This is a genomic window from Citrobacter sp. Cs237, from assembly GCF_030332325.1.
GTDB classification, from domain to species: Bacteria; Pseudomonadota; Gammaproteobacteria; order Enterobacterales; family Enterobacteriaceae; genus Citrobacter_A; species Citrobacter_A sedlakii.
The window spans coordinates 37,991-61,988 of record NZ_JAOWIB010000105.1 but is presented as its reverse complement, the minus strand read 5'-3'; the positions used below and the strand labels follow the sequence as shown (position 1 = coordinate 61,988).

The 23,998-nt window shown below is 61.1% G+C and carries 19 protein-coding genes and 1 pseudogene; 6 read left to right on the top strand and 14 right to left on the bottom strand.

What is annotated here, in order from left to right; genetic code table 11:
• Positions 1-9 precede the first annotated feature (9 nt).
• The 4 genes from tssE to tssB are packed head-to-tail and all read right to left on the bottom strand — an operon-like array spanning position 10 to position 2,906.
• Positions 10-390, bottom strand: coding sequence for a type VI secretion system baseplate subunit TssE (gene tssE / locus OGY07_RS12875; protein WP_286601136.1), 381 nt, complete (start codon positions 388-390; stop codon positions 10-12).
• Positions 390-875, bottom strand: a complete 486-nt coding sequence (locus tag OGY07_RS12870; RefSeq protein WP_042288398.1) for an Hcp family type VI secretion system effector — start codon at positions 873-875, stop codon at positions 390-392. Before OGY07_RS12870 ends, tssE begins: the two co-directional genes overlap by 1 nt.
• Before the next feature lie 18 nt (positions 876-893).
• Positions 894-2,375: a type VI secretion system contractile sheath large subunit gene (gene tssC, locus OGY07_RS12865; protein ID WP_042288401.1), complete on the bottom strand. Its 1,482-nt coding sequence runs from the start codon at positions 2,373-2,375 to the stop codon at positions 894-896.
• Between the two features lie 18 nt (positions 2,376-2,393).
• Positions 2,394-2,906: a type VI secretion system contractile sheath small subunit gene (gene tssB / locus OGY07_RS12860; protein WP_042289041.1), complete on the bottom strand. Its 513-nt coding sequence runs from the start codon at positions 2,904-2,906 to the stop codon at positions 2,394-2,396.
• A 462-nt stretch (positions 2,907-3,368) separates the two neighbouring features.
• Here tssB and OGY07_RS12855 point away from each other — a divergent pair, with 462 nt between their 5' ends.
• The 6 genes and pseudogenes from OGY07_RS12855 (at position 3,369) to OGY07_RS12830 (ending at position 10,678) form a co-directional block, all read left to right on the top strand.
• Complete coding sequence (locus OGY07_RS12855) at positions 3,369-3,749, top strand: T6SS protein Cts2N (protein ID WP_286600990.1); 381 nt, start codon at positions 3,369-3,371, stop codon at positions 3,747-3,749.
• Position 3,750: 1 nt separating this feature from the next.
• The gene (tssK, locus tag OGY07_RS12850; RefSeq protein ID WP_286600988.1) at positions 3,751-5,088 is read left to right on the top strand and encodes a type VI secretion system baseplate subunit TssK; all 1,338 of its coding nucleotides are present in this window, start codon (positions 3,751-3,753) and stop codon (positions 5,086-5,088) included.
• On the top strand, positions 5,072-5,818 hold the full coding sequence (locus tag OGY07_RS12845; RefSeq protein WP_286600986.1) for a DotU family type IV/VI secretion system protein: 747 nt from the start codon (positions 5,072-5,074) through the stop codon (positions 5,816-5,818). The genes tssK and OGY07_RS12845 overlap by 17 nt, the downstream gene beginning before the upstream one ends.
• Positions 5,815-9,369: a type VI secretion system protein gene (locus tag OGY07_RS12840; protein ID WP_286600985.1), complete on the top strand. Its 3,555-nt coding sequence runs from the start codon at positions 5,815-5,817 to the stop codon at positions 9,367-9,369. The genes OGY07_RS12845 and OGY07_RS12840 overlap by 4 nt, the downstream gene beginning before the upstream one ends.
• A pseudogene (locus OGY07_RS12835) lies at positions 9,369-10,289 on the top strand (type VI secretion system ImpA family N-terminal domain-containing protein). Before OGY07_RS12840 ends, OGY07_RS12835 begins: the two are co-directional and overlap by 1 nt.
• A complete protein-coding gene (locus tag OGY07_RS12830) occupies positions 10,286-10,678 on the top strand; it encodes a DUF4280 domain-containing protein (protein WP_042288418.1) in 393 nt (130 codons plus the stop codon). Before OGY07_RS12835 ends, OGY07_RS12830 begins: the two are co-directional and overlap by 4 nt.
• A gap of 9 nt (positions 10,679-10,687) precedes the next feature.
• On the opposite strand, the gene iolB is transcribed toward OGY07_RS12830, so the two are convergent.
• The 10 genes from iolB to OGY07_RS12780 form a co-directional block, all read right to left on the bottom strand.
• Positions 10,688-11,503 carry a 5-deoxy-glucuronate isomerase gene (iolB, locus tag OGY07_RS12825; protein WP_286600981.1) on the bottom strand — a complete coding sequence of 272 codons (816 nt, stop codon included), beginning with the start codon at positions 11,501-11,503 and terminating at the stop codon, positions 10,688-10,690.
• A 9-nt stretch (positions 11,504-11,512) separates the two neighbouring features.
• Entirely contained in the window at positions 11,513-12,403 is an 891-nt protein-coding gene (iolE, locus tag OGY07_RS12820) for a myo-inosose-2 dehydratase (protein WP_286600979.1), read from the bottom strand.
• 11 nt (positions 12,404-12,414) lie between these two features.
• Positions 12,415-14,319, bottom strand: coding sequence for a bifunctional 5-dehydro-2-deoxygluconokinase/5-dehydro-2-deoxyphosphogluconate aldolase (locus tag OGY07_RS12815; protein WP_286600977.1), 1,905 nt, complete (start codon positions 14,317-14,319; stop codon positions 12,415-12,417).
• 12 nt (positions 14,320-14,331) lie between these two features.
• Entirely contained in the window at positions 14,332-15,465 is a 1,134-nt protein-coding gene (locus tag OGY07_RS12810) for a Gfo/Idh/MocA family protein (protein ID WP_286600975.1), read from the bottom strand.
• Between the two features lie 8 nt (positions 15,466-15,473).
• A complete protein-coding gene (locus OGY07_RS12805; RefSeq protein WP_013098254.1) occupies positions 15,474-16,502 on the bottom strand; it encodes an ABC transporter permease in 1,029 nt (342 codons plus the stop codon).
• 11 nt (positions 16,503-16,513) lie between these two features.
• Positions 16,514-18,061, bottom strand: coding sequence for a sugar ABC transporter ATP-binding protein (locus tag OGY07_RS12800; protein WP_042288438.1), 1,548 nt, complete (start codon positions 18,059-18,061; stop codon positions 16,514-16,516).
• A 54-nt stretch (positions 18,062-18,115) separates the two neighbouring features.
• Complete coding sequence (locus OGY07_RS12795; RefSeq protein WP_042288441.1) at positions 18,116-19,045, bottom strand: sugar ABC transporter substrate-binding protein; 930 nt, start codon at positions 19,043-19,045, stop codon at positions 18,116-18,118.
• Between the two features lie 31 nt (positions 19,046-19,076).
• Positions 19,077-20,063 (bottom strand): inositol 2-dehydrogenase, encoded by a 987-nt coding sequence (iolG, locus tag OGY07_RS12790; protein WP_286600969.1) that lies wholly within the window; start codon positions 20,061-20,063, stop codon positions 19,077-19,079.
• 254 nt (positions 20,064-20,317) lie between these two features.
• Positions 20,318-22,243, bottom strand: coding sequence for a 3D-(3,5/4)-trihydroxycyclohexane-1,2-dione acylhydrolase (decyclizing) (gene iolD / locus OGY07_RS12785; RefSeq protein ID WP_286600966.1), 1,926 nt, complete (start codon positions 22,241-22,243; stop codon positions 20,318-20,320).
• Between the two features lie 11 nt (positions 22,244-22,254).
• The gene (locus OGY07_RS12780) at positions 22,255-23,760 is read right to left on the bottom strand and encodes a CoA-acylating methylmalonate-semialdehyde dehydrogenase (RefSeq protein WP_286600965.1); all 1,506 of its coding nucleotides are present in this window, start codon (positions 23,758-23,760) and stop codon (positions 22,255-22,257) included.
• Between the last annotated feature and the right edge of the window lie 238 nt (positions 23,761-23,998).

Genomic DNA, 23,998 nt, shown 5'->3' with positions numbered 1-23,998 from the left:
TTGTATCGCCTATTGCCAGTTGCCGTTGCGCCAGCACAACTCCAGTAGCAGCGGCGCGTCGTCATTCCATAGCTGCGCGTCGATATGCAGCGCCAGCGTCTGCTGGCGCGCATCCTTCACGCTCACCGTCAGCGCCACGATCCGCGGCTCAAGGCGCAAAATCGCGCTGCGCAGCTGGCGACAGAACTGGCTGAGCGCCCGTTCGTCGTCCGCATTCAGTCCGTGCCATTCGGGCATGCCCCATACAAGCAGCGGCGGCAGCTCTTCGGCCTCCTGCGGGGCGCGGGCGTTGAACAGGCGGATCAGTTCGCGGCGCACCGACTCACGCGGCGGGACATTCTCATCTCCCAGCCTGTCGAGCAGCGCAACCGGAACGGATGACGACATCATCATTTATCTTTCTGGTTCATCGCCATATCCCAGACGGAGGAGGAGTTCCCCTCTTTCTGCCCTGCCGATTTCTGGGCGGTGATTTCCCATTTAATTTTCGTGAAGTTCAGCGACATGGTCTCCACCGGCTTGCCGCCGGATCCGCCGCTGACGCTCAGGTGCGAAATAATGACGTTGCTTAAGGTGTAGACAATAAACGGCAGCATATTGCCGTTGTCGTTACGGCACAGCGTCAGCAACGCCGTGGGAATGACCTTCCCGCTGCAGCAGTATTCGTTAAGCACCGGAGTGGCGAGGTCGACAAACTTGGTCAGCGAGAATTCGCCGACGTGAGCGCGCCCGGAGGTGCGCTCGGTGTTGCTGACGTCGTTGGTGACCTGCATCGCCACGTTATGGCTGTAGGACATGATCTCGATCTGCTTCTCAAACCCTTTCACCTGACTTTCGCCGGTAATGTTGTCCAGCTTTAAAAAAATCGCATCCATGGTTTATCTCCTTAACGATCAGGCCGCGGCCGGCGGCGGCAGTTCCGCCACCAGGCGAATCGAGGTAGTCAGCTCTTCGAGCTGGAAGTGCGGGCGCAGAAACACTACGGCGCGATAAACCCCCGGCTTGCCGGGCACTTCGCTGACGTCGATGCGCGCCTCACGCAGCGGATAACGCGCCTTGATCTCCTGCGGGGCGGTGTCGCGCAGCAGCACATAGTCGGCAATCCAGTTGTTGAGATAGCTTTCCACCTCGTCGCGGCTCATAAAGCTGCCGATCTTGTCGCGCATGATCACCTTCAGATAGTGAGCAAAGCGGGAGGCGGCGAGGATATAGGGCAGCATCGCCGAAATGCGCGCGTTGGCGTTGGCTTCCGGGGTGTTGTAGATCTTCGCCTGGTTGGTGGTCTGCCCGCCAAAGAAGGCGGCGGTATCGGTATTCTTTTTGTGGCACAGGGCGATAAAGCCGAGATCGTTAAGCTCCTTCTCACGGCGATCGGTAATGGCGATTTCCGTCGGGCAGCGCAGGCTGATGTCGCCGGAAGGGGTGGAGAACGTGTGCGCCGGAAGATGTTCTACCAGTCCGCCGCCTTCCGCGCCGCGGATCGCCGCGCACCAGCCGTAGAGCGCGAACGCCTCGGTGATCCGGTTAGCCAGCACCCAGGCGGCGTTGCCCCACAGGTATTTGCTGGCGTCCAGCCCGTCAACGTCCTCAACAAAGTTAACCCCTTCCACTGGCACGGTGTCCGGCCCATACGGCAGACGCTGCAACACGTGCGGCAACACCAGCGACACATAGCGGGAATCTTCGCTTTCGCGGAAGGAGCGCCATTTGATCAGCTCGCTGCTCTCGAAGATCTTCGCCAGATCGCGCGGCACACTCAGCTCGGCGAACGATCCCATGTCGAACAAACGCGGGCTGGCGGCGGCGATAAACGGCGCGTGAGCGGCAGCAGCCACCTGCGAAATCTTCTCCAGCAGCGCCACGTCCTGCGGGTGGCGGCCAAATTCAAAGTCACCAACCAGCACGCTGTAGGGGTTGCCGCCGAAAGTGCCGTACTCCTCTTCATACAGCTTCCTGAACAAGGTGCTCTGGTCGAATTCAACCGCTTTTTCCAGATCGTCCTGTAGCGCTTTACGCGAGACGTTCAACAGGCGCAGTTTCAGGCGAGAGCTGGTTTCGGTATTCATCACAAACTGATGCAGGCCGCGCCAACTGGCTTCCAGCTTCTGCATATCGGGGTGGTGCAGGACTTCGTTAAGCTGAGCGCTGATCAGTTCGTCAATTTGCGCAATGCGATAGTTGATCATGGCGATGGTGTCGCTTTCCACGACCATGCCTTCGTCAAGAATTTGCGTAGCCAACTCTTCCAGCATGTCGCGCGCGTAGGTCTGCTGTAGCTCATCGCGCGCCATGCGGCCTTCCTGAATGATACGATCCAGTACGCTTAGCGTGACCGTCTGCCCGCCGGTTTCAACCTGTTCCTGAACATTATCCATTGTCCGTCTCCTTTTTGGTTACGCGTTATCCACCGGAGTGTCTTCCGTTGCCGGGCGCAGCGCCTGTAGCTCGGCGTTGTCGGTGATCACCTTCTGCAACAACATGTCCAGATCGTCATTGCCGTCCAGCTTGGTCAGCAGATCGCGCAGACGCTGGCGGGCAAGAAGCAGGCGCTGGAGGGGCTTAATCTGGTTGATAATGTTGAGGGGCGTGAAGTCTTCGAAGGTTTTGAAATTCAGCTCGACGTTGAATTTGCTGCCATCGTTCGCCAGACGGTTGTTCACCTGCATCGCCAACCGGGGAGAGATGGACGCGAGCACGTCATCAAAGTTATCGCGGTCGATTTCAACGAACCGACGCTCGCGGAGTTTTTCCGGCGGAGAAATGGGCTGGCCGGATAAATCAGCCAGAATACCCACAACCAGAGGCAATTCTTTTTTCTCGATGGCACCACCGGTTTCAACATCATAAGTAATTTGAACGCGCGGGGGCCTTATTCTGTTGAGTTTATGCTGAATGCTTTCTGCCATGATCAATCCTTTTTTATGCAAAAATATTCCTGATGTCAAAGATATGACACCTTTTAATTCGCGAGCACGACTCCTGAATAACGCTTTCTGTTATAAAAAACACAACAACAAATAAATTTCAACCTAATTTTTACTTATTCATCATGACATTCCCATTTGATTAAAATCAATCAACAAAAAATTAATATATAAAAATCAATAAATTACAAACAAACAAAAATCAAAAAAATATTTTGGGATGAAAACATTCGCTCTTTGAATATGTTAAATTTAACATTTATCTTTTGTATGCCGTGCCAAATAATGATTTAAATCAAAAAACCTTTTCCCTGCATTAACTATTTTCTTAGCGGGGATATAAAAGGATTTTATATGACTTCCAGCCTGTGCCGTTCGCTGTACATTATTTTATTCAGTTTATTCTGCATGCAAATTTGCGCCTGTTCATTGTGGCAATCCCAAGTGCAATTAAATGCAGTCACCATTGATACGGCGCCCGATGCCAATGATAACGCGCCTGTCGCCGTGGATATTGTCGCTATTGCCGACGCCTCGCTGGTTCCCACCATTCAGGCGCTTTCGGCGGCACAATGGTTTAACGCCAGATCGCAGTTGCTGCGCGACGCCCCCGGCGGACTCCGCGTCTGGTCTCTGGAACTGGTGCCCGGTTCGCGCTTTGTCGCCGAAGATAACCCGCTTCGCGGCGCGCCGACGGAAGCGCTGGTGCTGTTCGCCCGCTACCGCAGTGAAGGCGATCACCGGTTACGGCTGGACAAACGGGATTCTCTGCATTTGCTGTTGATGACGGATGAGGCGGTTATCGCGTCTGCTCAAGGAAAGTAATATGAACGCAATTCCCGAAATGGTTTGCTGGTATGAAGGGATGGCGATGCTGCCCCAGCATTTTCAGTTACAGTCGCTGCGTAACGACGCCCTCGCTGCCGCCCTCGCCCACTGCGCCAACCCCTGTTTCTGGGGCGTCATCCGGATGGAAGTGGATGACGCGGCGCTGTGCGCAGGAACGCTGCGACTGCTACGCCTGGAAGCGATCATGCCCGACGGTCTGCCGGTGGACTACGATATCAGCCGCGATCCGCCGCTGGAATTTGACTGCGCCGCCCTGCTGCCAGCCTCTCCCGACAGCGCGCACGCGCTTTGGCTGGCCGTTGCTCCGGCAAACCGCGCGGGGATCTGGCAACTCATGAATACCCGCTATCGCTCCATTAACAGCGCGCCGCTGCCCGATCTCGCCAGCGGCGAGTTTCCCGAAAGCATTCCGCTCTGGCAGCCCGCGCCGCGGCTAATCAGCCAGCACGAACGTACCGACTCCGTCTGTCTTCCGCTGCTTCAGGTTGTTTATACCGAAGGCGGCTTCCGGCAAAACGACTGGTTCGCTCCCACGCCGGCGTTGAGCGAAAGCAGCTACCTGATTCGCCATACCCGTCACCTCTGTCTACAGGCGCGGGAAAAAATCCTTTTTCTTAGCCGGGAGATGCAGTTAGCGCAGCAGAATCAGCAGACTACCGACTGGCTCAGGCTGGCCCTGTCGCTGCAAAGCCTGCAGGGAGCATTGCCGCTGCTGGAGTGCCTGTTGAACAGCGGCAAGCCGCACCCGCTCGACCTCTGGCGCGCGCTCTGTCTGTTTACCGGCCAGACGGCAATCCTCAGCGACGAGAAAACCCTGCCGCTGCTGCCCAGGTTTGACTATCAAGACATGCTGCCCGGCTTCGCCACACTCTTTACCCAACTGAACACTCAGCTTGCCCGTATCCGCCGTCGCCTGCTGCGGCTGCACTTCAGCCACCAGGAGAACCACTTCGCGTTGATGTTGCCGACGGGGATTAACGCCGGGGAACGGATAACCCTCGGCGTGCTGATGCCGCACAGCAGCACGCTGTCGGCGGAGTCCTGGCTCCGACAAAGCCTGATTGCCAGCCAGCCGTTTCTGGCGATCCTGCGACGCCAGCGGATGCACGGCATGGGCATTACGCCACTGGCGGCAGAGAAGCGCGGAGAATGGGAAACCGACCCCGCCATCGCCCTGTTCTCGCTGACCCTCACCACGCAGTGGTTTGAAAAAGAGACGCCGCTGGTTATCGCGCCGCTACATGAAACCGACGTCATACCGGAACGGATTGTGCTTTACCGCCAGGAGGATCACGACGATGCCGATCGCGCCTGATATGCCCGCCTGTCGCCTGTTTGACGACGTATTTTCCCGCTGGCTGGCACAGTTTGAACACTGGAAAAGCACCACGCTTCCCCCGCCAGAACTGCACCGCGAGGCGTTTGACTACAGTTGCCAGACGGTGGCGGAATATGGCCGACGTTTGAACCTTGAGCTGGGCGCACCGTTCCATGCGCATATCGATGCCGCGGTTTATGCCCTGGTGGCGCTGATTGATGAAACCGTACTCTACAGCGACTGGCCCGCGCTGAGCTTCTGGCAGACGTGCCCGCTGGAATATCACCTGTGGCAGAGCCACAGCGCGGGCGATCGTTTTCCTTTGCGCGTGCAAACCCTGCTTGAAGCGCGCAACCCAGCCGAGCGCGATCTGGCCGCCCTCTACCTGCGCTGCCTGACGCTCGGCTTTGGCGTCAGACGCAGCGATTTTGATGCTCAGGCGCATCAGGAGACCTGCCGGCTACTCTGGCGCTTCGCCTTCCAACAGGACGCGGCGGCTGAGAGGATCGCAGCACAGCTTGACGCCAACTCACTGGGTTCGCCGCTACAGCTCCCGCTCCGCCGACGCTTACCCGACAACTCGCGCCTGCACCTGATTGGCATCATCGTCCTGCTGGCGCTATTGCTGTTAAGCCAGCGGCTTTGGCTGAGCATTGAAGACGCCATTGGCGCCACTACGCTGCCGACCTTTTCGATCGGCCAGATCTGCGGAGGGGATAAACCATGACGCAGCCCTGGCTGACGCTGGTGATTATCGTACTGGTTTTACTGGCGCTAACCTGCTGGGTCGTCTGGTGGCAATGGGACTACCGTAATAACGCCTTTAACCGCGCGCAGAAGGAGATACAGCGAGCCTGTGGCGGGCAGGATCGCTATGACAGTACGCGTATTTTGATGCTGGGCGACGAAGAAATGAATCGCCTGCTCTGTCGCAGTTGGTCACTCACCGACGGGCTGGAGCACTGGTTTGGACAGTGGTGGTTTAATCCGCAGTGCAGCCTGCTCTGTGTGCCCCAGGCCCTGCAAAACCCCGGCAAGAAACATCTTATCCGCCAGAACGAATGGCAAAAAACCCTTGCAGCGTTGGTAAGAAGCCGCCCCCAGCGCCCGCTCGATGCGCTGATCGTCACTCTGCCGCTGGAATCGCTGATCGGCGGCGATAACACCCGCGTTCAGTTGCTCAATAACTGCCAACAGATCCAACAGGTGTGCGGGCTAAGCCTGCCGATTTATCTGCTGATCGGCGGTCTTGAGAGCCTGGACGGCATGCAGGCGCTGCTGGAAATGCTGCCGGAGCAGGCGCGACGCAGTGCTATTGGCAGCCCCATTCCGGTGGCCCGGGAGGCTGTCTGGAAGCCGCAGTGGATCGACGATGCGCTGGACAACACCCGTCACGCCCTGCGTCAGGTAATTTGCGAACTCGGCGCCCTGAATGGGCAGACTCCCCCGTCGTTGTTTCGCCTGCCGGCGTCTTTTCTGCCCCTCGCCACGCCGCTGCATGATTATTTTGATTCGCTACTCAGCAACAATGCCCGTGACGAGCCGCCGTTGCTGCGCGGCATCTGGTTCGTTGCCCGCAGCATAACGGACGATAAGCCGCAGATGCAGTTTTGCCAGAACCTGCTGGACGGGAAAATCGCCGCCGAACGCGGACTGGCGATGCCGGTTCGCCGACTGCTGCGTCTGAACCTGCGACGGCAGTTTGTTACCCTCACCTGCTACAGTTGCCTGTGCGTGCTGTGGCTGGCCGTGATGACCTGGCGCTGGCAGTATCAGCACACCAACGCCCTGCTGCTGCACGATCGCCTGCAACTGCTCGCCAGCCAGACCGCAGAACCCGGCGCGCCCGGCGAGCGTACAGCCGCTTTTTACTGGCGCATTCTCAATGCCATTCCGCAGTGGCAGTTCAGCTCCGTCGTCTGGCCGGGTTCGCTGTTCAGCCGTACGGACGGCAAGCTGCGCGAGACCCTGCATAGCGCCACCCTGACCAGCCTGCTGCTGCCCGCCGCTAACGGCGTCTGTCAGCAAAACCTGAACGTCCTGCGCAACGAAGAGGACGCGCGGGAAGATCTGCTGCCGGACGAACGCTACCGGCAGATTGAGGCGCTGCTGGGAGAAACAAAGCAGATGGAGACCCGCTATCTGCCGCTACTTCAGCTATTGCAGGTAAAACAACCGACAGTCACGACGCTGGCGAACGTCTCGTCCTCCATCTGGGGGGTCGCCGTTGACGTTGATTCTTTGCCCGCGCAAGACAGCCTGAATGCGTTGTTCGCCACTCTCAACATCGCCCGTCTGCATCTGCCGGACGCCAGCGAACTGACCCGGCGAAACAGCGAGCTGTTTTCTCGTGAAACGATGCGCTGGCTGGAACAGAACTATGGGGACGCCAGTCTCGATGACAGCGAAGAACGGCTGGAGAAACTCCTGGCGCTGTTCAGTAACGATACGCGGATCACGCCACTGTTTGTCCGCTCGCTGGTGCGCCAGATTGGTCGTCTACAGGCGACGCTGGCGACCATCAACAACCTGAGCCGCGACGCGGCGCACTCCCCTGTCCGGCTTCCCCTTGATGAGATACTGACCCAGGCGCGCGGTCTGCGGCTTATCGACAATCGCGTCATTCCGCAATTGCTACGCCATGAAGCGCTGCTACGCCAGCGCTTCATGGCGCAAGTGGATGATTCGCGGCTGCATTTTTCTTCGTTAACCGAACAGTCACCAGATGGCAATTTCAGCGTTTCGCCGGATATTCTCGCCCTGCAAAAAAGTCTGCGCGATCTGCTCAACCACCCTTTCTGGCAGCGTGGCGTGGACCTGACGCCGATAGCCAGCACGGGCTATCCTGGCGTACTTCAGTTGCAGCAGGCACAGCAGTTGTTCAGCGGTTACCAGCGCTATGTCCAGCAATTGCCTGACAGTCTGTGGCGGCCAAAGCTGGTCGCGCTGGCGCAGAACGCGGTGGAGAACGCCATGAACCTGGCGCTGTATGCGGACGCGCCAGATTCGGCGCAAGGAAGCGCTGTCAGCATTGCCGATGCGGACCGGGTAATCGACGCCTTTAGTCAACTCGCCCGACCACAGCTCGCCGCCCGGCTGCGCCAGCAAATCGCAGCGCAGGTCATGGCGAGGGTGAGCCAGCAGGGCGGCGCGCTGCTGCCAAACATGGCGCCTCCCGCGATCGCCTACGCCACGCCGGAGCAGGCGCAGGCCAGTGGCGAACGGATCGCCGCCTGGTCGACGGCCCAGGCGGAACAGATCTCCGCCACGCTCACCCGCTATCAACAGGACGTCACCTGGCTTGACGGACAACGCCCATGGCTGTCGGCGGCGGAGAATCAGCAAATCGTCCGCTGGGTTAATTCCCTGAACGCCATGCAGCGTCTGCTACAGCAGGACCCGACCAGTCCCCCGGCGCAAATGACCACCCTCGCAACCGCGCTGCCGACCCTGACCGCGCAAAACTGCCAGAGCGAACTGGCGCAGTTCACCGCCTCCGGCGGCAATGATTTTTACAGCCAGTCGCTGACAGCGCTGGTCGGCGCCGCGCAGCAAAACTGCCGTCAGTTGCGCCAGCAGGCCAGCGTCAGCACGACGCAGAAGATCTTCAACCTGTACAACGTCTGGCTGGCGGGGCATTTCCCGTTTACCGCCGTGCCGCACGCGCCGGACGCAGATGTTGATCGGGTCCGCGAACTTACCGTACTGCTTGATACGCTGCCGCCGGAATCTCTGACCGGACAGCCGCCGCTGATCCAACAACTGGCAGCGGCAAAACCGCTGCTGGCGGCTCTCGTCTCACCGAAGGGCGTTGCGGTACGCGTCCTCTGGCGCACCTCGCGCAATAACGAGACCGGCGCAGATCAAATAGTCGACTGGCGGCTGAGCGGAAATCAACAGACTCTCAGCTACCCCGGCGGCGCAGAGGTGGATCTGCACTGGCGCAGCGGCGACGCTCTGAGCGTAAGCCTGCGCTGGGCGAAAAACTCCGCATGGCGGCCATTGCCGGGCGCATCACAGCCAGGCATAACCGTTGTCGGCGATACGGGGCGCTGGCGCTGGCAAGGCGCGTGGTCGCTGTTGCGAATGATTGCACAACAGCGCGTCGGCGGCGCACTGGCCCAGCCGCTGCCGCTGCGCTTCACCCTTCCCGTGGGCGACGGTCAACTGCGCGCAACGACTACCGTGTATTTACAGGTGGCGCTACTGGATGCGGAAGGTAAAGCGCCGTTGCCCTGGGTAAGGCTCACCGAACAAGGATTATCAGGAGAGGATTAATGGAACATATTGAAGCACTGCTGGCCCCTGTCCGCGCCGACTGCCCCTGCGGCGAGTCGATACGCTACTCGCCAGAGTTTGACCAACTGGTCGCCGCCCGCCAGCAGGATGACGAGACGCTGCCTACCGGCGTCTGGCAAAGCACGCCCCGGCGCGCTGACTGGGAAGCGGTCGCCCGCATTGCCAGCGAACTGACCGTCACGGGCAGTAAAGATCTGGTGATCATGGGCTGACTCGGCGAGGCGTGGCTGCGGCTGCGCGGGCTGCTTGCCCTGCCCGATGCGCTGGCGCTGCCCGTACTGGCGCTGGAGCGTTATCCGACAGAGTTGCATCCACAAATTAAAGCGGGTGATTACGACTATCGCGCCGCGCCGCTTAGCTGGCTGGCGCAGCGCTACGCGCTGCTGGTGGCTGACGCGCCGCTGTTTTTATCCGAGGATGAGAGCGTGTCGTTGACGGGGTGGCAGCAGGGCAACGTTGCCAGATTTCTCTCCCCCGAGAAGCAGGCGCCGATTGTGCAGGCGCTGGCGACAAGCCTGGAATGGCTGCAACGCCTGAACGCCGTCTGCCAGCACTGGCCAGAGGCTTCTGCCCCCTCGTTTACTAACCTGGAGCAAAAGATTAAAACCTGTCAACAGGCACTGGGCAGCGCACTGCCTGAACAGATACTGCCAGCCGCGCAACCAGCCGCACCGATGCCTGTCCATGGAGCGGCTTTCGGTAGCCGCGAAGAAGCCTATCAGATGCTCAGGCAGATCGCGGATTATTTGCAGAGCACCGAGCCGCACAGCCCGGTGCCCTACCTGCTGCAGCGCGCCTGTGTGTGGGGAAATACGCCCCTGCCGGAGTTGCTTAATGAACTGATCAGCGGCGATGAGGCCGCCCGCCGACTGTGGCGGCAACTGGGAGTCTTACCATGAGTTGTCCAGGAGTATGTAATGGCGCGACGCTGCAATGCTCGTTTGGCCTCGCGCCTTCCCCGCTGTGCGTAGTGCCCATCAGCCGTACTCTGGTAAACAGCGTGCCGATGGCGAATATCATGGACAACAAATCGTTCGTGAACATTTTGCCGTTCGGGATGTGCAGCAGTATGGCTAACCCGACCGTGGCCGCCGCGACCGCCGCGGCGCTCGGGGTGCTGACGCCGATGCCCTGCATTCCCGTGACCATAGCTCCCTGGATGCCCGGTTCTCCGACAATACTGGTGGGCGGCATGCCCGCCCTGACCGCGCAGTCGAAGCTGATGTGCAACTGGGGCGGCGTGATTCAGATTGTGTTTCCGGGACAGGTGACGACCATCGTGACGTAATTCTCCTGTTCACCTGGCGGGATAATCGCGATTAATCCACGCGTGATCGTCTTCCCAGGTGAACATCCATTTGCGCACCGGCCCGGCCATCACGTTGAGGTAATAGCTGTCATACCCGGCCATCGTCGCCACCGGATGGTAGCCCTTCGGCACCATCACCACATCGCGGTTGTAAACCGCCATACACTCATCCAGCGTTCTGTCGTCGGTGTAAACCCGCTGCATGCAGAACCCCTGCTCCGGATTGAGGCGATGGTAGTAGGTCTCCTCCAGGTAGGTCTCCTGCGGCGGGTTATCCGTATCGTGCTTGTGGCTCGGGTACGAGCTGGTGCAGCCCTCACTGGTCCACACCTCCACCACCAGCAGGCTGTCGGCGGGCTTGTCTTGCGGCAGAATGTTGTGCACGTAGCGCTGGTTGTGCCCCTTGCCGCGCGCTTCGCCGTCGATATCCTGCGGGGCAATCAGCCGCGTCGGATAAGCGCCTTTGCCGGGAGCGGCGCAGACCGCCAGCTCCAGCCTCGTCAGCGCCTTCACCTGCACCGTATCCTGCGGGGTGACGTAAACCGCCCACGGCTTGATGCGCTCGAACGGGCTCATCCGCTCGCCAATGTCGTTAAACTGCGCGGATGGCGTGCTGATGGAGGCGCGTCCGGCCACCAGCACCAGACAGCGCTCTTCGCTGACTGCGGGCAGCGTCAGTTGCTGCCCCTCCTGAAGTTCATAGGCTTCAAAGCCGACATATCCCCAGCCCGCGCTTTGCGGCGTCACGGACTGGGTGCGCCCCTCAGCGTTCGGCTGTTGCCAGCGTGATAACAGACGTGACATGTCGCCTCCTCAGATAAGCCCGGCGTCGCGCGCCAGGCGGCTCAGGTTGTTATACCCCATACGGGCGTAGGTCAGCGGATGGGCAATCGCTGGATCCTGCTCGGCCTCCACCACCAGCCAGCCGTGATAGTCCTGCGCTTTCAGCAGTTGCATAATCGGCGGGTAATCCACGCAGCCGTCGCCCGGCACGGTAAACACGCCGCTCAGCACCGCGTCGAGGAAGCTGGTTTTGCGGTTTTTGACGTCCGCCAGCACGTCGGCGCGCACGTCTTTGCAGTGGACGTGGTTGATGCGCGACGCCCAGCGCTGCGCCACCGCCAGCGGATCGGCCCCGGCAAAGGTCAGATGCCCGGTGTCCAGCAGCAGCCCGACCTCTTCGCCGGTATGGGTCATCAGGTTGTCCACGTCGTCGGCGGACTCAATCACCGTGCCCATATGGTGATGGTAGGCAATCTGCACCCCCTGCCGCTGCGTATAACGCGCAAACTCGGTGAGCTTCTCGCCGTACTCCTTCCAGCGATCCTGCGGGAAGCGCGGGCGCAGGTGCACCGGCGTCTGCTGCTCGCCGTGAATGCAGCCGCTCACTTCCGCAAAGACCAGCACCTTCGCCCCCAGCTCGCGCAGCAGCGTCAGGTGCGGCTGCACGGCGGCAATCTCCTCTTCCACGCTGCGCTCCAGCAGGCGGCCGGAGTACCAGCCGGAAACCAGCTGCAGGTCGTGGCGCTGCAGAATGGGGCCAAGCAGGCGCGCTTCGCGCGGGAACTTATTGCCCAGCTCGAAGCCGGCAAAACCGGCCTCTTTGCCTTCGCTCAGACAGGTCTCCAGCGGCGTCTCCGCGCCGAGCGAAGGCAGATCGTCGTTCGTCCACGTCAGCGGGTTGATGCCCAGTTGTACACTCATTGTCGTCTCCATTATGCGTGCCCGCGCTCGCGCCACCAGGCGATAAGCTGCAGGTAATTGTCCCGAATGCGCGACACCAGCTGCGCATCGTCGATATCGTGCTTCAGCCATGCGCGGGAAGCGTCGCCGAACAGCGTGCGCCCCACGGCAAACCCCTTCACCAGATCGTGCCCCGCCGCGGCGTTAAACCCGGCGCGTAGCTGTTCGGCCGGCGCGTCCAGCCCGAGGATCACCACCCCGCGGCAGTGCGGATCCCGGCGTTCGATAATTTCGCCGAGCGCCGCCCAGCCGTCGGCTGAGAGCGGCGGCAGCTTCCACCAGTCCGGGTAAATGCCCAGGTTGTAGAAGCGGGAGATGGCGCGCAGGTAAAGTTCATCGCTGCGCGGCATGGTCGCGGGCAGGATCACCTCCAGCAGCAGCTCATGCCCGGACCGGCAGCAGGCGCGGTAGACTTCGGCAATTTTCTGCTCCTGCTCCAGGCGCAGGCCGTGGGCATCTTCCGGATGGAAAAAGACCAGGCACTTCACCACGTGCTCCTGCGGCCAGCTGATGAGCTGGGTGCCGATATTGCCGTGCTCCATTTCCAGCGGCCGCGAGCCCGGCAGCTCAATGGGCCGCCCGATCCACCACCCTTCCCCGGTGATCGCGTTCAGCGCGTCCTGGCCGAAGGTGCCGTCGCACAGCAGACCGGCTTTGCCCTCCAGCCCGGCGCGGCTCGCCGCCTCGCGGCTGGCCTGCAGGATCAGCTGCTTCAGGGCCGGAATGCGCCCGAGCGACGCGCCGCACTGTATAGCCATATCCTCAAGCTGGCTGCGGTGATCGAACGCCATCACGCACAACTCCGGCCATTCCCGGCGGCGGGTGGTGACCCGGTGCAGATGGTTCAGGCGCGGATCGAGATCCGGACGCGGCACATTCGCGGCGCGGGAGAGATAATCGTCCAGCTCGATTTTGCTCGGCATCGCCGGGGCGCAGCCGTGGCGCGAGACCACCAGCGCGCCGCAGGCGTTGGCGTAGCGGCACGCCTGCTCCCAGCCCTCGTCGTTCAGGTAGCCGCGCAGCAGGCCGGACATAAACGCGTCCCCCGCGCCGAGGACGTTCAGCACCTCCACACGCACGCCGGTCACCGTCAGGCCGTCGTCCAGCCGGGGCGGAATGGCACCGGTATAGACCGAACAGCCGAGCGCTCCGCGCTTGCAGACCAGCGTGGCCTGACTCACGTCGCGCACCCTTTCCAGCGCCTGTAAGGTATCCGTGCTGCCGCCCGCAATGTGGAACTCCTCCTCGGTGCCGACAATGACATCGAAGAGGTGCAGCACCTCCTGCAGCTCGCGGGTGACCTTATCGGCAGCGATAAAGCGCGTTTCGCCGTCGCCCAGGGCGGTCAGCCCCCACAGCACCGGGCGGTAATCGATGTCCAGCACCGTGCGCACGCCGTGACGGCGGGCATAGCCCAGCGCCGTCAGCACCGCCTCGCGGGTCTGAGGGTGAGAAAGGTGAGTCCCGGTGATGGCAAGACACCGTGCGGAGGCGATGTAGCTTTCGTCCACATCGCTGGCGGTAATCGCCATATCCGCGCAGTTATCGCGGTAAAAAATCAGAGGAAAGGTGTCCCGGTCTTTAATGCCGAGCAGCACCAGCGCCGTGAGGCGTTCTTTATCGGTAATCAGATGGCTGGTGTCGCAGCCCACCTGGCTTAACTCTTCGCGCAGGAAGCGGCCCATATGTTCATCGCCCACGCGCGCCAGCATCGACGAGCGTAGGCCCTGACGCGCGGTACCGTACGCCACGTTGCCGGACGATCCGCCGAGATATTTGGCGAAGCTCGACGCATCCTCCAGACGGGCGCCAATCTGCTGGCTGTAGAGGTCTACCGCCACGCGGCCCATGCATATCACATCAAACTGCTTTTCCACGTTGATACCTCTTCAGACAATGTCGTTCACGTTCAGCCAGCGGCCCTGCTGGTGCGAGAGTGCGATGCCGTCCAGCACGCGCGACACCTTCCAGCCCTCTTCGAAGTCCGGCCACATCGGGGCGTCGGCGGCAATGCCGTCCACCAGGTCGCGCACCTCCACCGTTTTTTGGTCGTTAAAGCCGATCCCGTGGCCCGCGCCCATGCAGAACGCGGCGTAGTCCGGGTGCGCCGGGCCGACCAGCAACGTGCGGAACCCCTGGCGGTTGACCGGATCGTCATGCAGATAGAGCTTCAGCTCTGCCATGCGCTCCTGGGTAAAGCTGATGGCGCCTTTCGTCCCGGTGATGACGTACGACAACCCCATCTTGCGGCCACAGGCGACGCGGGAGGTTTCAATGACGCCCTGCGCCCCACCCGCGAAGCGCACCATCGCGTGGGCTTGATCCTCGTTTTCGACGGCAACCATGTCCGACGAACCGACCTTCGCCGGGCGTTCCGGGACCACAATCTTCAGGTCGCCGCAGACCTGCTCAATCTCGCCCACCAGGTACTGGGCCATATTGACGATGTGCGCCGCGAGGTCGCCCAGCGCTCCCAGCCCGGCGGTCTCCCTGAAGCAGTGCCAGTGAATGGGCGACAGCGGGTCGGCCATATAGTCTTCGTTGTGGGTGCCGTAGAAGTGGATCACCTCGCCAATCTCGCCGCGGGCGATAATCTCCTTCGCCAGCTGCGCCGTCGGGTTTTTCATGTAGTTGAAGCCCACCAGGGTTTTCACCCCTGCCCGCCTGGCGGCGTCGACCATCTCGCGCGCGTCGTGGGCGTTCAGCGCCAGCGGCTTTTCCGAGTAAACGTGCTTGCCGTGGCGGATCGCCTCCAGCGCCATCTCTTTATGGAGATGGTTGGGCGAGCAAATATCCACCACGTCAATAGCCGGGTCGGCCACCAGCGCCCGCCAGTCTCCCGTTGAACGGTTGAAGCCAAATGCCCGGGCGCGCTCTGCCGCCAGCGTCGGGTTTACCTCGGCCACCATCTCGCGCACCAGCCTGCCGCGCAGGTTGAACACCGTCGGGGCCTGGGCATAGGCGATGGCGTGCGCCTTGCCGATATACCCGGTGCCGATTAATCCAATACGTACCTCTTTCATCACGATCCTCACAGTGCGCCGCGACGGCTCTTGGCGTAGGTGTCGAACGCCACCGCCAGAACGATAATTAATCCGGTGATAATCTGCTGGTAGTAGGCCGAGACGTTCATCAGCACCAGGCCGTTAATCAGAATCCCCATGATGATGGAGCCGATAATGGTGCCGCCGATGCGCCCGTAGCCGCCCATCAGCGAGGTGCCGCCAATCACCACCGAGGCGATGACGCGCAGCTCAAAGGAGATCCCGGCCACCGCCTCGGCGCTCCCCAGACGCGCGCTGAGGATGAAGCCCGCCAGCCCCGCCAGGCAGCCAATCAGCACGTAGACGCTGACCAGCACGCGCTTCACGTTGACCCCCGCCAGACGCGCCGCCTCCGGGTTGCCGCCGATGGCGTAGACGAAGCGGCCCCAGCGGGTTTTGTGCAGCGCCAGATAGCCGCCGACGGCGACGATGGCGAAGATCCAGATCGGAATGGAGATGCCGAGCAGCTCCCCGCGCCCCCACCAGCGGTAGCCCTGATCGAAACCGGCGATCGGCGCGCCGTCGTTAATCACCAGGGTCAGGCCGCGCCAGATGGTCATCCCGCCGAGGGTGACAATGAACGGCGGCAGGCGCAGGCGGGTGACGCCCAGACCGTGCAGAAAGCCAATCGCCGTCCCCATCGCCAGGCAAATTCCCAGCCCAATCAGCCAGCTCATGCCGCCCCAGGCGTTCGGGTCAACGGTGGTAAAGTTGTCGCCCTTGATCACGTACGCCGCGGTCATGGCGCACACCGCCAGAATGGAGCCGACGGAGAGGTCGATCCCGGCGGTCAGGATGACGAAGGTCATCCCCACGGCCATGATCCCGTAGATGGAGACCTCGGTCAGGATGTTGAAAATGTTGCGTTCAGAGAAAAAGTTGCTGTTCTGCGACTGGAAGAAGATCAGCAGCAGGATCATGAAAATCAGCACCCCGAAGCGCTCGAAGAAGGCGATGGGATCGATGCGTCCGGCGCGTTTGACCGGGGCCTGCGTTTTAGAAATCATCTGCGTCATGAGAAACTCCGTTATGCCGCGTTCAGGGCGTTGTGGTTGATGGCCATCATCGTCATCAGCCGTTCTTCGTTAGCGTCGTCGCCGTGGATCTCGCCGGTCACCCGGCCTTCGCTGAGGGTGATGATCCGGTCGGACACCGCCATCACTTCAGGCAGATCGGAGGAGATCACGATCACCGCCACGCCCTTTTTCGCCATGTCAAACAGCACCTGGTGCACTTCCGATTTAGTCCCCACGTCGATACCGCGCGTCGGCTCGTCGACGATCAGCACCCGCGGGTTGAGCGCCATGCAGCGCGCGAGGATCACTTTTTGCTGGTTACCGCCGGAGAGCTTGCGCACCTCCTGCTCGCTGTTGACCATTTTGATCTGCAGCGCCTGGCGGTAGGACTCAATCAGGTCATCCTCTTTGCGGGTGTTCACGAACCAGCGCCACTGCAGCAGAGACGAAAGGCACGAGAGCGACAGGTTGTCGCGAATCGACAGCCCCAGTACCGCCCCCTCTTTTTTGCGATCTTCCGGCACCAGCGCCACGCCCTGATCGAGGGCATACAGCGGATCGCGCGGCTGGTACGGCACGCCGTCCAGCTCAAAGCTGCCCGAGGTAAACGCGTCCGCGCCAAACAGGCAGCGCGCCACCTCGGTGCGTCCCGCACCCACCAGCCCGGCAATGCCTAACACTTCCCCGGCGTGGACGTGGAAGCTGATGTCGTGCAGGGCGATGCCGTGCGGATCCAGCGGCGGCTTTTCGCGGCTCAGCCCCTTCACCGCCAGGCGGACAGGTTTATCTTCATGGTGGGTTTCGCTGGCGGGACGACGGTTAAACGCCACGTCGCGCCCGACCATCAGGCGAATCAGTTGTTCGACGGTGGTCTCCGCCACCGCGCCGGTACCGGTGAAACGACCGTCCTGAAACACGGTGAAGCGATCGCAAAGTTGAAACACTTCGTGCAGACGGTGGGTAACGTAAATAATGCTGACCCCACGCCCCTTTAGTTCCCGCACCACGCGGTGCAAACTTTCCACTTCGCTGTCGCTCAGCGCGGCGGACGGTTCGTCCATAACGATCAGCTTCGCGTTCAGGGTTAACGCGCGGGCGATCTCCACCATCTGCTGCTGCGCGACGCTCAGGCGGGCGACGGGCGTGGTCGGGGCGACGTTCAGCTGCAGGTAATCGAGGATGACCTGCGCCTCCTGATTCACCGCCTTTTCGTCGACGATCAGGTTACGCCTGCGCGGCTCGCGCCCGAGAAACATGTTCTCCGCGACGGTCATGTTGGGCAGCAGGTTGAACTCCTGATAGATGGTGATAATCCCCTTGTTCTGCCGCTCCACCGGGGAATCGTCCAGCGGCAGCGTTTCGCCGTTGAACCAGATCTCCCCGCGCGTTTGCGGCTGCGCCCCCGCGAGCGCCTTCAGCAGCGTGGATTTTCCCGCCCCGTTTTCCCCCAGCAGGGCGTGTATTTCTCCGCTGCCGACGGTCAGTTGTGCGCTGCTTAAGGCCCAGACGCCGGAAAAGCTTTTCGCCAGGTCGGTCACTTTCAGTAAGGGTTGCGACATCGGTCTGCTCCTCCTTCAGAGTGCGCCGCCGCTCGCGCGGCGGCTGCGGATAGATCAGTTACCGGCCTCGCCGATGCGCTCAGCCTGCTGCAGGTTCTCTTTGGTGATCAGCGTCGGCGGGTAGTCGGCCCCGGTGATGGCGGTTTTGTCGCGCACGTTGGCCACCAGCTGGCTCATCGCCGTTTTGACCGCAAAGCCCGGACGCTGATCCGCCGTCACCGCCAGCCAGCCCTCGCGCACACGGGCCAGCGCTTCCGGTACCGCATCAAAGCCGGTCACCAGTATTTCGCCCGGCTTCACGCCCTGGCTTTGCAGGGCTTCAATCGCCCCCAGCGCCATATCGTCGTTGGCGGAGAGGATCACCTGCGGGCGTTTCGGCAGAGATGGCAGGACGCTTTCAACGATGCGCATCCCTTCTGAACGCATCCAGTTGCCGGTCTGATCGGCGACGATCTTGTATTTATCGCCACCCGCCTTCAGGCTGTCGCGGATCCCTTTGGTGCGTTCAATATTGGAGGAGGAGCCGGGCTGACCGGTGAGCAGTATGATCTCCGCCCCGTTGGGGAACTTGCTTTTCACGAAGTCGCCAATCGCCTGGCCGCCTTTGTAATTGTTGGCGCCAAAGTGCGGCACCTTCTTCTGGCTGTCGACGGAGCGGTCAAGGGTGACGACCGGCAGCTTCGCCTCCTGAATTTCGTCTACCGCGCTGGAGACCGCGTTCACGTCGTTCGGGGAGACGATAAAGCCCTGCGCCCCGCGGGTGATGGCGTTTTCCAGGTCAGCCACCTGTTTCGGCGAGCTGCCCTGCCCGTCCAGCACCTGAAGCTGCACGCCCATCTCTTTTGCGGCCTTCACCGCCGTGCGCTGCATGTGAACTTCAAACGGCATCGCCAGATTTGGCGTACTGAAAACAATTTGCTCGTTTTCGGCGAGGGCGGCCCCGGACGTTACGGCGATGAGGGCGGCTACGATCAGTTTTTTCATTATTATGTCTCTCTGTGTAGGGTGGGTGTGTTTAGAGGACGATCTCGCGCTGGCTGCGCAGTGATTCCAGCGCTTTATCCGCGAGGTACAGCGCTCGTTCGCCGTCATCGCCGCTACAATCCGGCACCGCTTCGCCGCGCAGGACCGCAACAAAGTGTTCCCATTCCGCAGCGTAAGCGGATTTGTAGCGCTGGAGGAAGAAGTGTTCCGGCAGCGCGCTGATGCAGCCCTGTTTTCCGTAGTGCTGCACCTGGTTTTCAAGGATATTGCCCGCGCACAGCAGCCCTTCAGAGCCGTGCAGCTCCAGACGCTGGTCGTAGCCGTACGAGGAGCGGCGGCTGTTGACGATGGTCGCCATCGCGCCGGAGGCGTATTTGAGAACGATAAACGCGGTATCGATATCCCCCGCCTCGCCAATCGCCGGATCCACCAGGTTGCTGCCCTGGGCATACACCGACACCGGCTCTTCGCCCATGATGAAGCGCGCCATGTCAAAGTCGTGAATGGTCATGTCGCGGAACATGCCGCCGGAGACGCGCACGTACTCCGCAGGCGGCGGAGACGGATCGCGGGAAATAATCAGCAGCGATTCCGGTTTGCCGATGCGCCCGGCCTGCGCCTCGGTTTTCACGCGGCGGAACTGCGGGTCGAAGCGGCGGTTAAAGCCGATGAACAGCGGCACGCCGTGCTCTTTAACCACCTTCAGGCAGTCGCGTACGCGGGCGAGGTCGAGGTGTACCGGCTTTTCGCAGAAGATGGCCTTGCCGTGGCGGGCGGCCAGTTCAATCAGATCCGCGTGGGTATCCGTTGCCGAAGCAATCAGTACGGCATGAACGTCAGGGTCGGTCATCGCCTCCTCCAGGCTCTGCTGGCGGGCCTGATACTGCGTGGCGAGACGGGTGGCAAATGCCTGATTCGGGTCGACCACCGACCACAGCGTGGTCGCACTGTGGCTGGCGATGTTAGCTGCATGTACCTGGCCGATTCGGCCAGCGCCCAGTAAAGCAATGTTAAACATAACGGCTCCCGGTGTTGGTGAATGCAATGAACTAACGACCCTTTAAATAAAACATTTATTTCATTTTTATAAATAGTGAAAATTATGTTTTTGAGTGCGAGTTAACAGTTTTGAGATGAACGAGATAATTTTTGTTATCAATCTCACAACATGAGCGGCGATATACGGAAAGAACATCGCCCTCTCCCGGATGGGGAGGGCGCGGAAAACACAGGAAGAGAAAATGAAATGAAAATTTCGTTACGGCGGGAAAACTAATACTGACGCGCTTTTTTTACCTGCGCTTGCGTCAACGCGGCGGCTTCGCGCACCGCAGGCGAGTCTGCCACCTGCGCATCGCCGGTTCGCCACCACGAGGCGTAATCGTGGGTCATGGTCTTCGGCAGCACCTTAATATCCAGCAGCGTCGGGCCAGGATGGGCGCGGGACGCCGCCAGCGCCGCCAGCAGGCCTGGTTCATCGTGTACCCGCCACGCGCGGCAGCCGTAACTTTCCGCGTTTTGCGCGAAATCGACCTTCACCAGCGGTCCGTCAAGTTGCCCGGTTTCCGGGTTGCGTCGGCGATTTTCGGTGCCAAAGCTTCCCATACCGTGCCCCATTTGCAGGTTGTTAATGCAGCCGAAGCTGGCGTTATCAAACAGCAGAACGGTGACCTTAATCCCCTCCTGCACCGCGGTTTGCAGCTCGGAGTGCAGCATCATGTAGGAGCCATCCCCCACCATGGCGTATACCGGCTGTTCGGGTCTCGCAAGCTTCGCGCCAATCGCGGCCGCAATCTCGTAGCCCATGCAGGAGTAGCCGTACTCCAGATGATAGGTATCGGGCGTTTTGACCTGCCAGAGGCGCTGCAAATCCCCCGGCAGCGATCCGGCCGCACCCACCACAATGGCGTTGTCTTCAACATGCTGATTAATCAGCCCCAGCACCCGCGTCTGGGTCAGGCGGGTGTTGAGCGTCTCACCGTATTCCGCCAGCTGCGCGTCCAGGTGTCCCGCCACTTCCGGCGCCTCATCCGGGTGCCACTGGCGATCCCACAGGCGGCGGCACTCGTCGCGCCAGGCGGCTTTCGCCTGAGCAATCTCCTCTCCCCAGCAGCTGCGGTAATCCTTCAGCGCATGGGTCAGGGCCTGCAGCCCGGTTTGGGCATCGGCCACCAGCGCGGTGGCGTCGAGCTTCAGGGCGTCAAATTCAGCCACGTTCAGCAGCAGAAATTCGACGTCCGGATGGGCAAACAGTGCCTTGGAGCCGGTGGTAAAGTCGGTCAGGCGCGTGCCGACGCCAATCACCAGGTCGGCCTGTGGCGCAAGCTGGTTGGCCGCCAGCCCGCCGGTGACGCCAACCCCGCCCAGATTAAGCGGGTGGTCACTGACCAGCGCCCCCTTTCCGGCCTGGGTTTCGGCAAACGGCAGATGCAGCGTCTCGACAAATTCGCGCAACGCCTCATGCGCGCCGGAATAACGTACCCCGCCGCCGCATACCACCAGCGGGCGACGCTTACGGGCAATCAGCGCCCGCGCGTGTTCAAGCCGCTGGGGGTCGGGCGGTCGACGTTCAATGTGATGCACGCGACGGGCAAAAAAGCTCATCGGATAATCCCAGACCTCGCCCTGTACATCCTGTGGCAAACAAATGGTCACCGCGCCCGTATCCGCAGGGTCAGTGAGTGCTCGCATCGCATTGAGCATGGCGCTCATCAGCTGCTCCGGTCGGTTGATGCGGTCCCAGTAGCGGGAGACCGGACGGAAGCAGTCGTTGGTGCTGATGCTGAGATCGTGATACTGCTCAATTTGTTGCAAGACCGGGTCCGGCTGGCGGCTGGCGTAGATATCTCCCGGCAGCAGCAGCAGCGGGATGCGGTTCGCGGTGGCCGTAGCTGCAGCGGTCACCATATTGGCGGCGCCCGGCCCGACGGAGGAGGTGACGGCAAAAATGCGCTGACGGCGGTGCTGTTTGGCGAACCCCGTCGCCATATGGGCGATGCCCTGCTCGTTGCAGCCCTGCATTACCTGCAGATGGCCCGGATCCTGCTCCAGCGCCTGGCCGATACCCAGCACGTTACCGTGTCCGAAGATAGTGGCCACGCCCTCCACGAAGGGCGTTTCGTTGCCGTCAACGCTGACGTACTGTTGATTAAGGAAGCGGACCAGCGCCTGGGCCATGGTCATACGTTCGGTTTGCATAACACCTCCTGTCAGCCCAGCGTCGGCATGGAGAACGCGGCGCCTGTCTCCTGCTGCATTTCCGGCCAGCGCGCGGTGATGGTTTTCATGCGGGTGTAGAAGCGCACGCCGTCGTTGCCGTGGACGTTGAGCGCGCCAAAGATGGAACGCTTCCAGCCGCCGAAGCTGTGGAACGCCATCGGCACCGGGATCGGCACGTTGACGCCCACCATGCCCGCCTGCACCTCTTCGCAGAAGCGGCGCGCGCAGCCGCCGTCGCGGGTGAAAATGGCCGAGCCATTACCATATTCATGGCGGTTAATCAGATCCACCGCGCTGGCGTAATCTGCTACGCGCACCACAGAAAGCACCGGGCCAAAAATTTCTTCCTTATAGATGGTCATCTCCGGGGTAACGCTATCGAACAGCGTCGGCCCGACGAAATAGCCCTGCTCGTGACCCTGCACGCTAAAGCCGCGGCCGTCCACGCGAAGCCTCGCCCCCTGCGCCTCGCCGCTGTCGATGTAGCCCAGCACCTTGCTGCGGTGGGCGGCGGAGATAAGCGGCCCCATTTCGTTTTCCGGCGTCTGGTCCAGGCCCGGCCCGACGCGCAGCGCGGCAATCTGTTTTTCCAGACGGGCGCAGAGGTCGTCGGCGGTTTTATCGCCCACCGCCAGCACCACCGAGAGCGCCATACAGCGCTCGCCCGCCGCGCCGTAGGCCGCGCCCATAATGGCGTTGGCCGCCATCTCCATATCGGCGTCCGGCATCAGAATGCAGTGGTTTTTCGCGCCGCCCAGCGCCTGACAGCGTTTGCCGTGGGCGGAGGCGGTCTGGTAAATGTATTCCGCAATCGGCGTGGAGCCGACAAAGCTCACTGCCTGCACGCGCGGGTCGGTCAGGAGCACGTCAACGGACTCCTTATCCCCCTGTACCACGTTAAACACGCCGTCCGGCAGGCCGGCCTCTTTCAGCAGTTGCGCCAGCGCGAGCGCCAGGGAGGGATCTTTTTCCGACGGTTTCAGCACGAAGGTGTTACCGGTCGCCAGCGCAATCGGGAACATCCACATCGGCACCATCGCCGGGAAGTTAAACGGGGTGATGCCGACGCAGACCCCGAGCGGTTGCATCAGCGAATGGCTGTCGACGCCGGTCCCCACGTTGGCGGAATGCTCACCCTTTTGCAGGTGCGGGATGCCGCAAGCGAATTCCACCACTTCCAGGCCGCGGGTCAACTCGCCCACCGCGTCGGAGAAAACCTTGCCGTGCTCTTCGCTGATGATGCGGGCCAGCGTTTCCATGTGCTCTTCGAGCAGCGCCTTGAAACGGAACATCACCCGCGCACGCTTAAGCGGAGCCTGACGTGCCCACGCGGGAAAGGCCTGCTGCGCGGCGGCAACCGCCTGCTCAGCCTCCTGCGTCGTACTCATCACCACCTGGCGGATCTGCTCGCCGGTGGCCGGGTTGAAGATCGCCTGAACGCGCTGGCCTGAACCGGTGACACATTCGCCGTGAATAAAATTCGCTACCGTCTCCATCCTTAACCTCTCGCTGTGGGTTCGTGATTGTTACCTGAACGCTCTCTATGAAATCACTATATATGAAATAAATATTTCATTTTAAGTTGAAATAAAACAAATAGTGATTATTGTGATCAAGGATGGATTTTTATGTTAACAGCCGCAATACGCAGGATAAGCCGATCTTTCGGGGATTTCAGAGAGGGAAAAGCGTGAATCTTCTGTTTCATTTTTGCCGCGAATCGGACGTCCGACA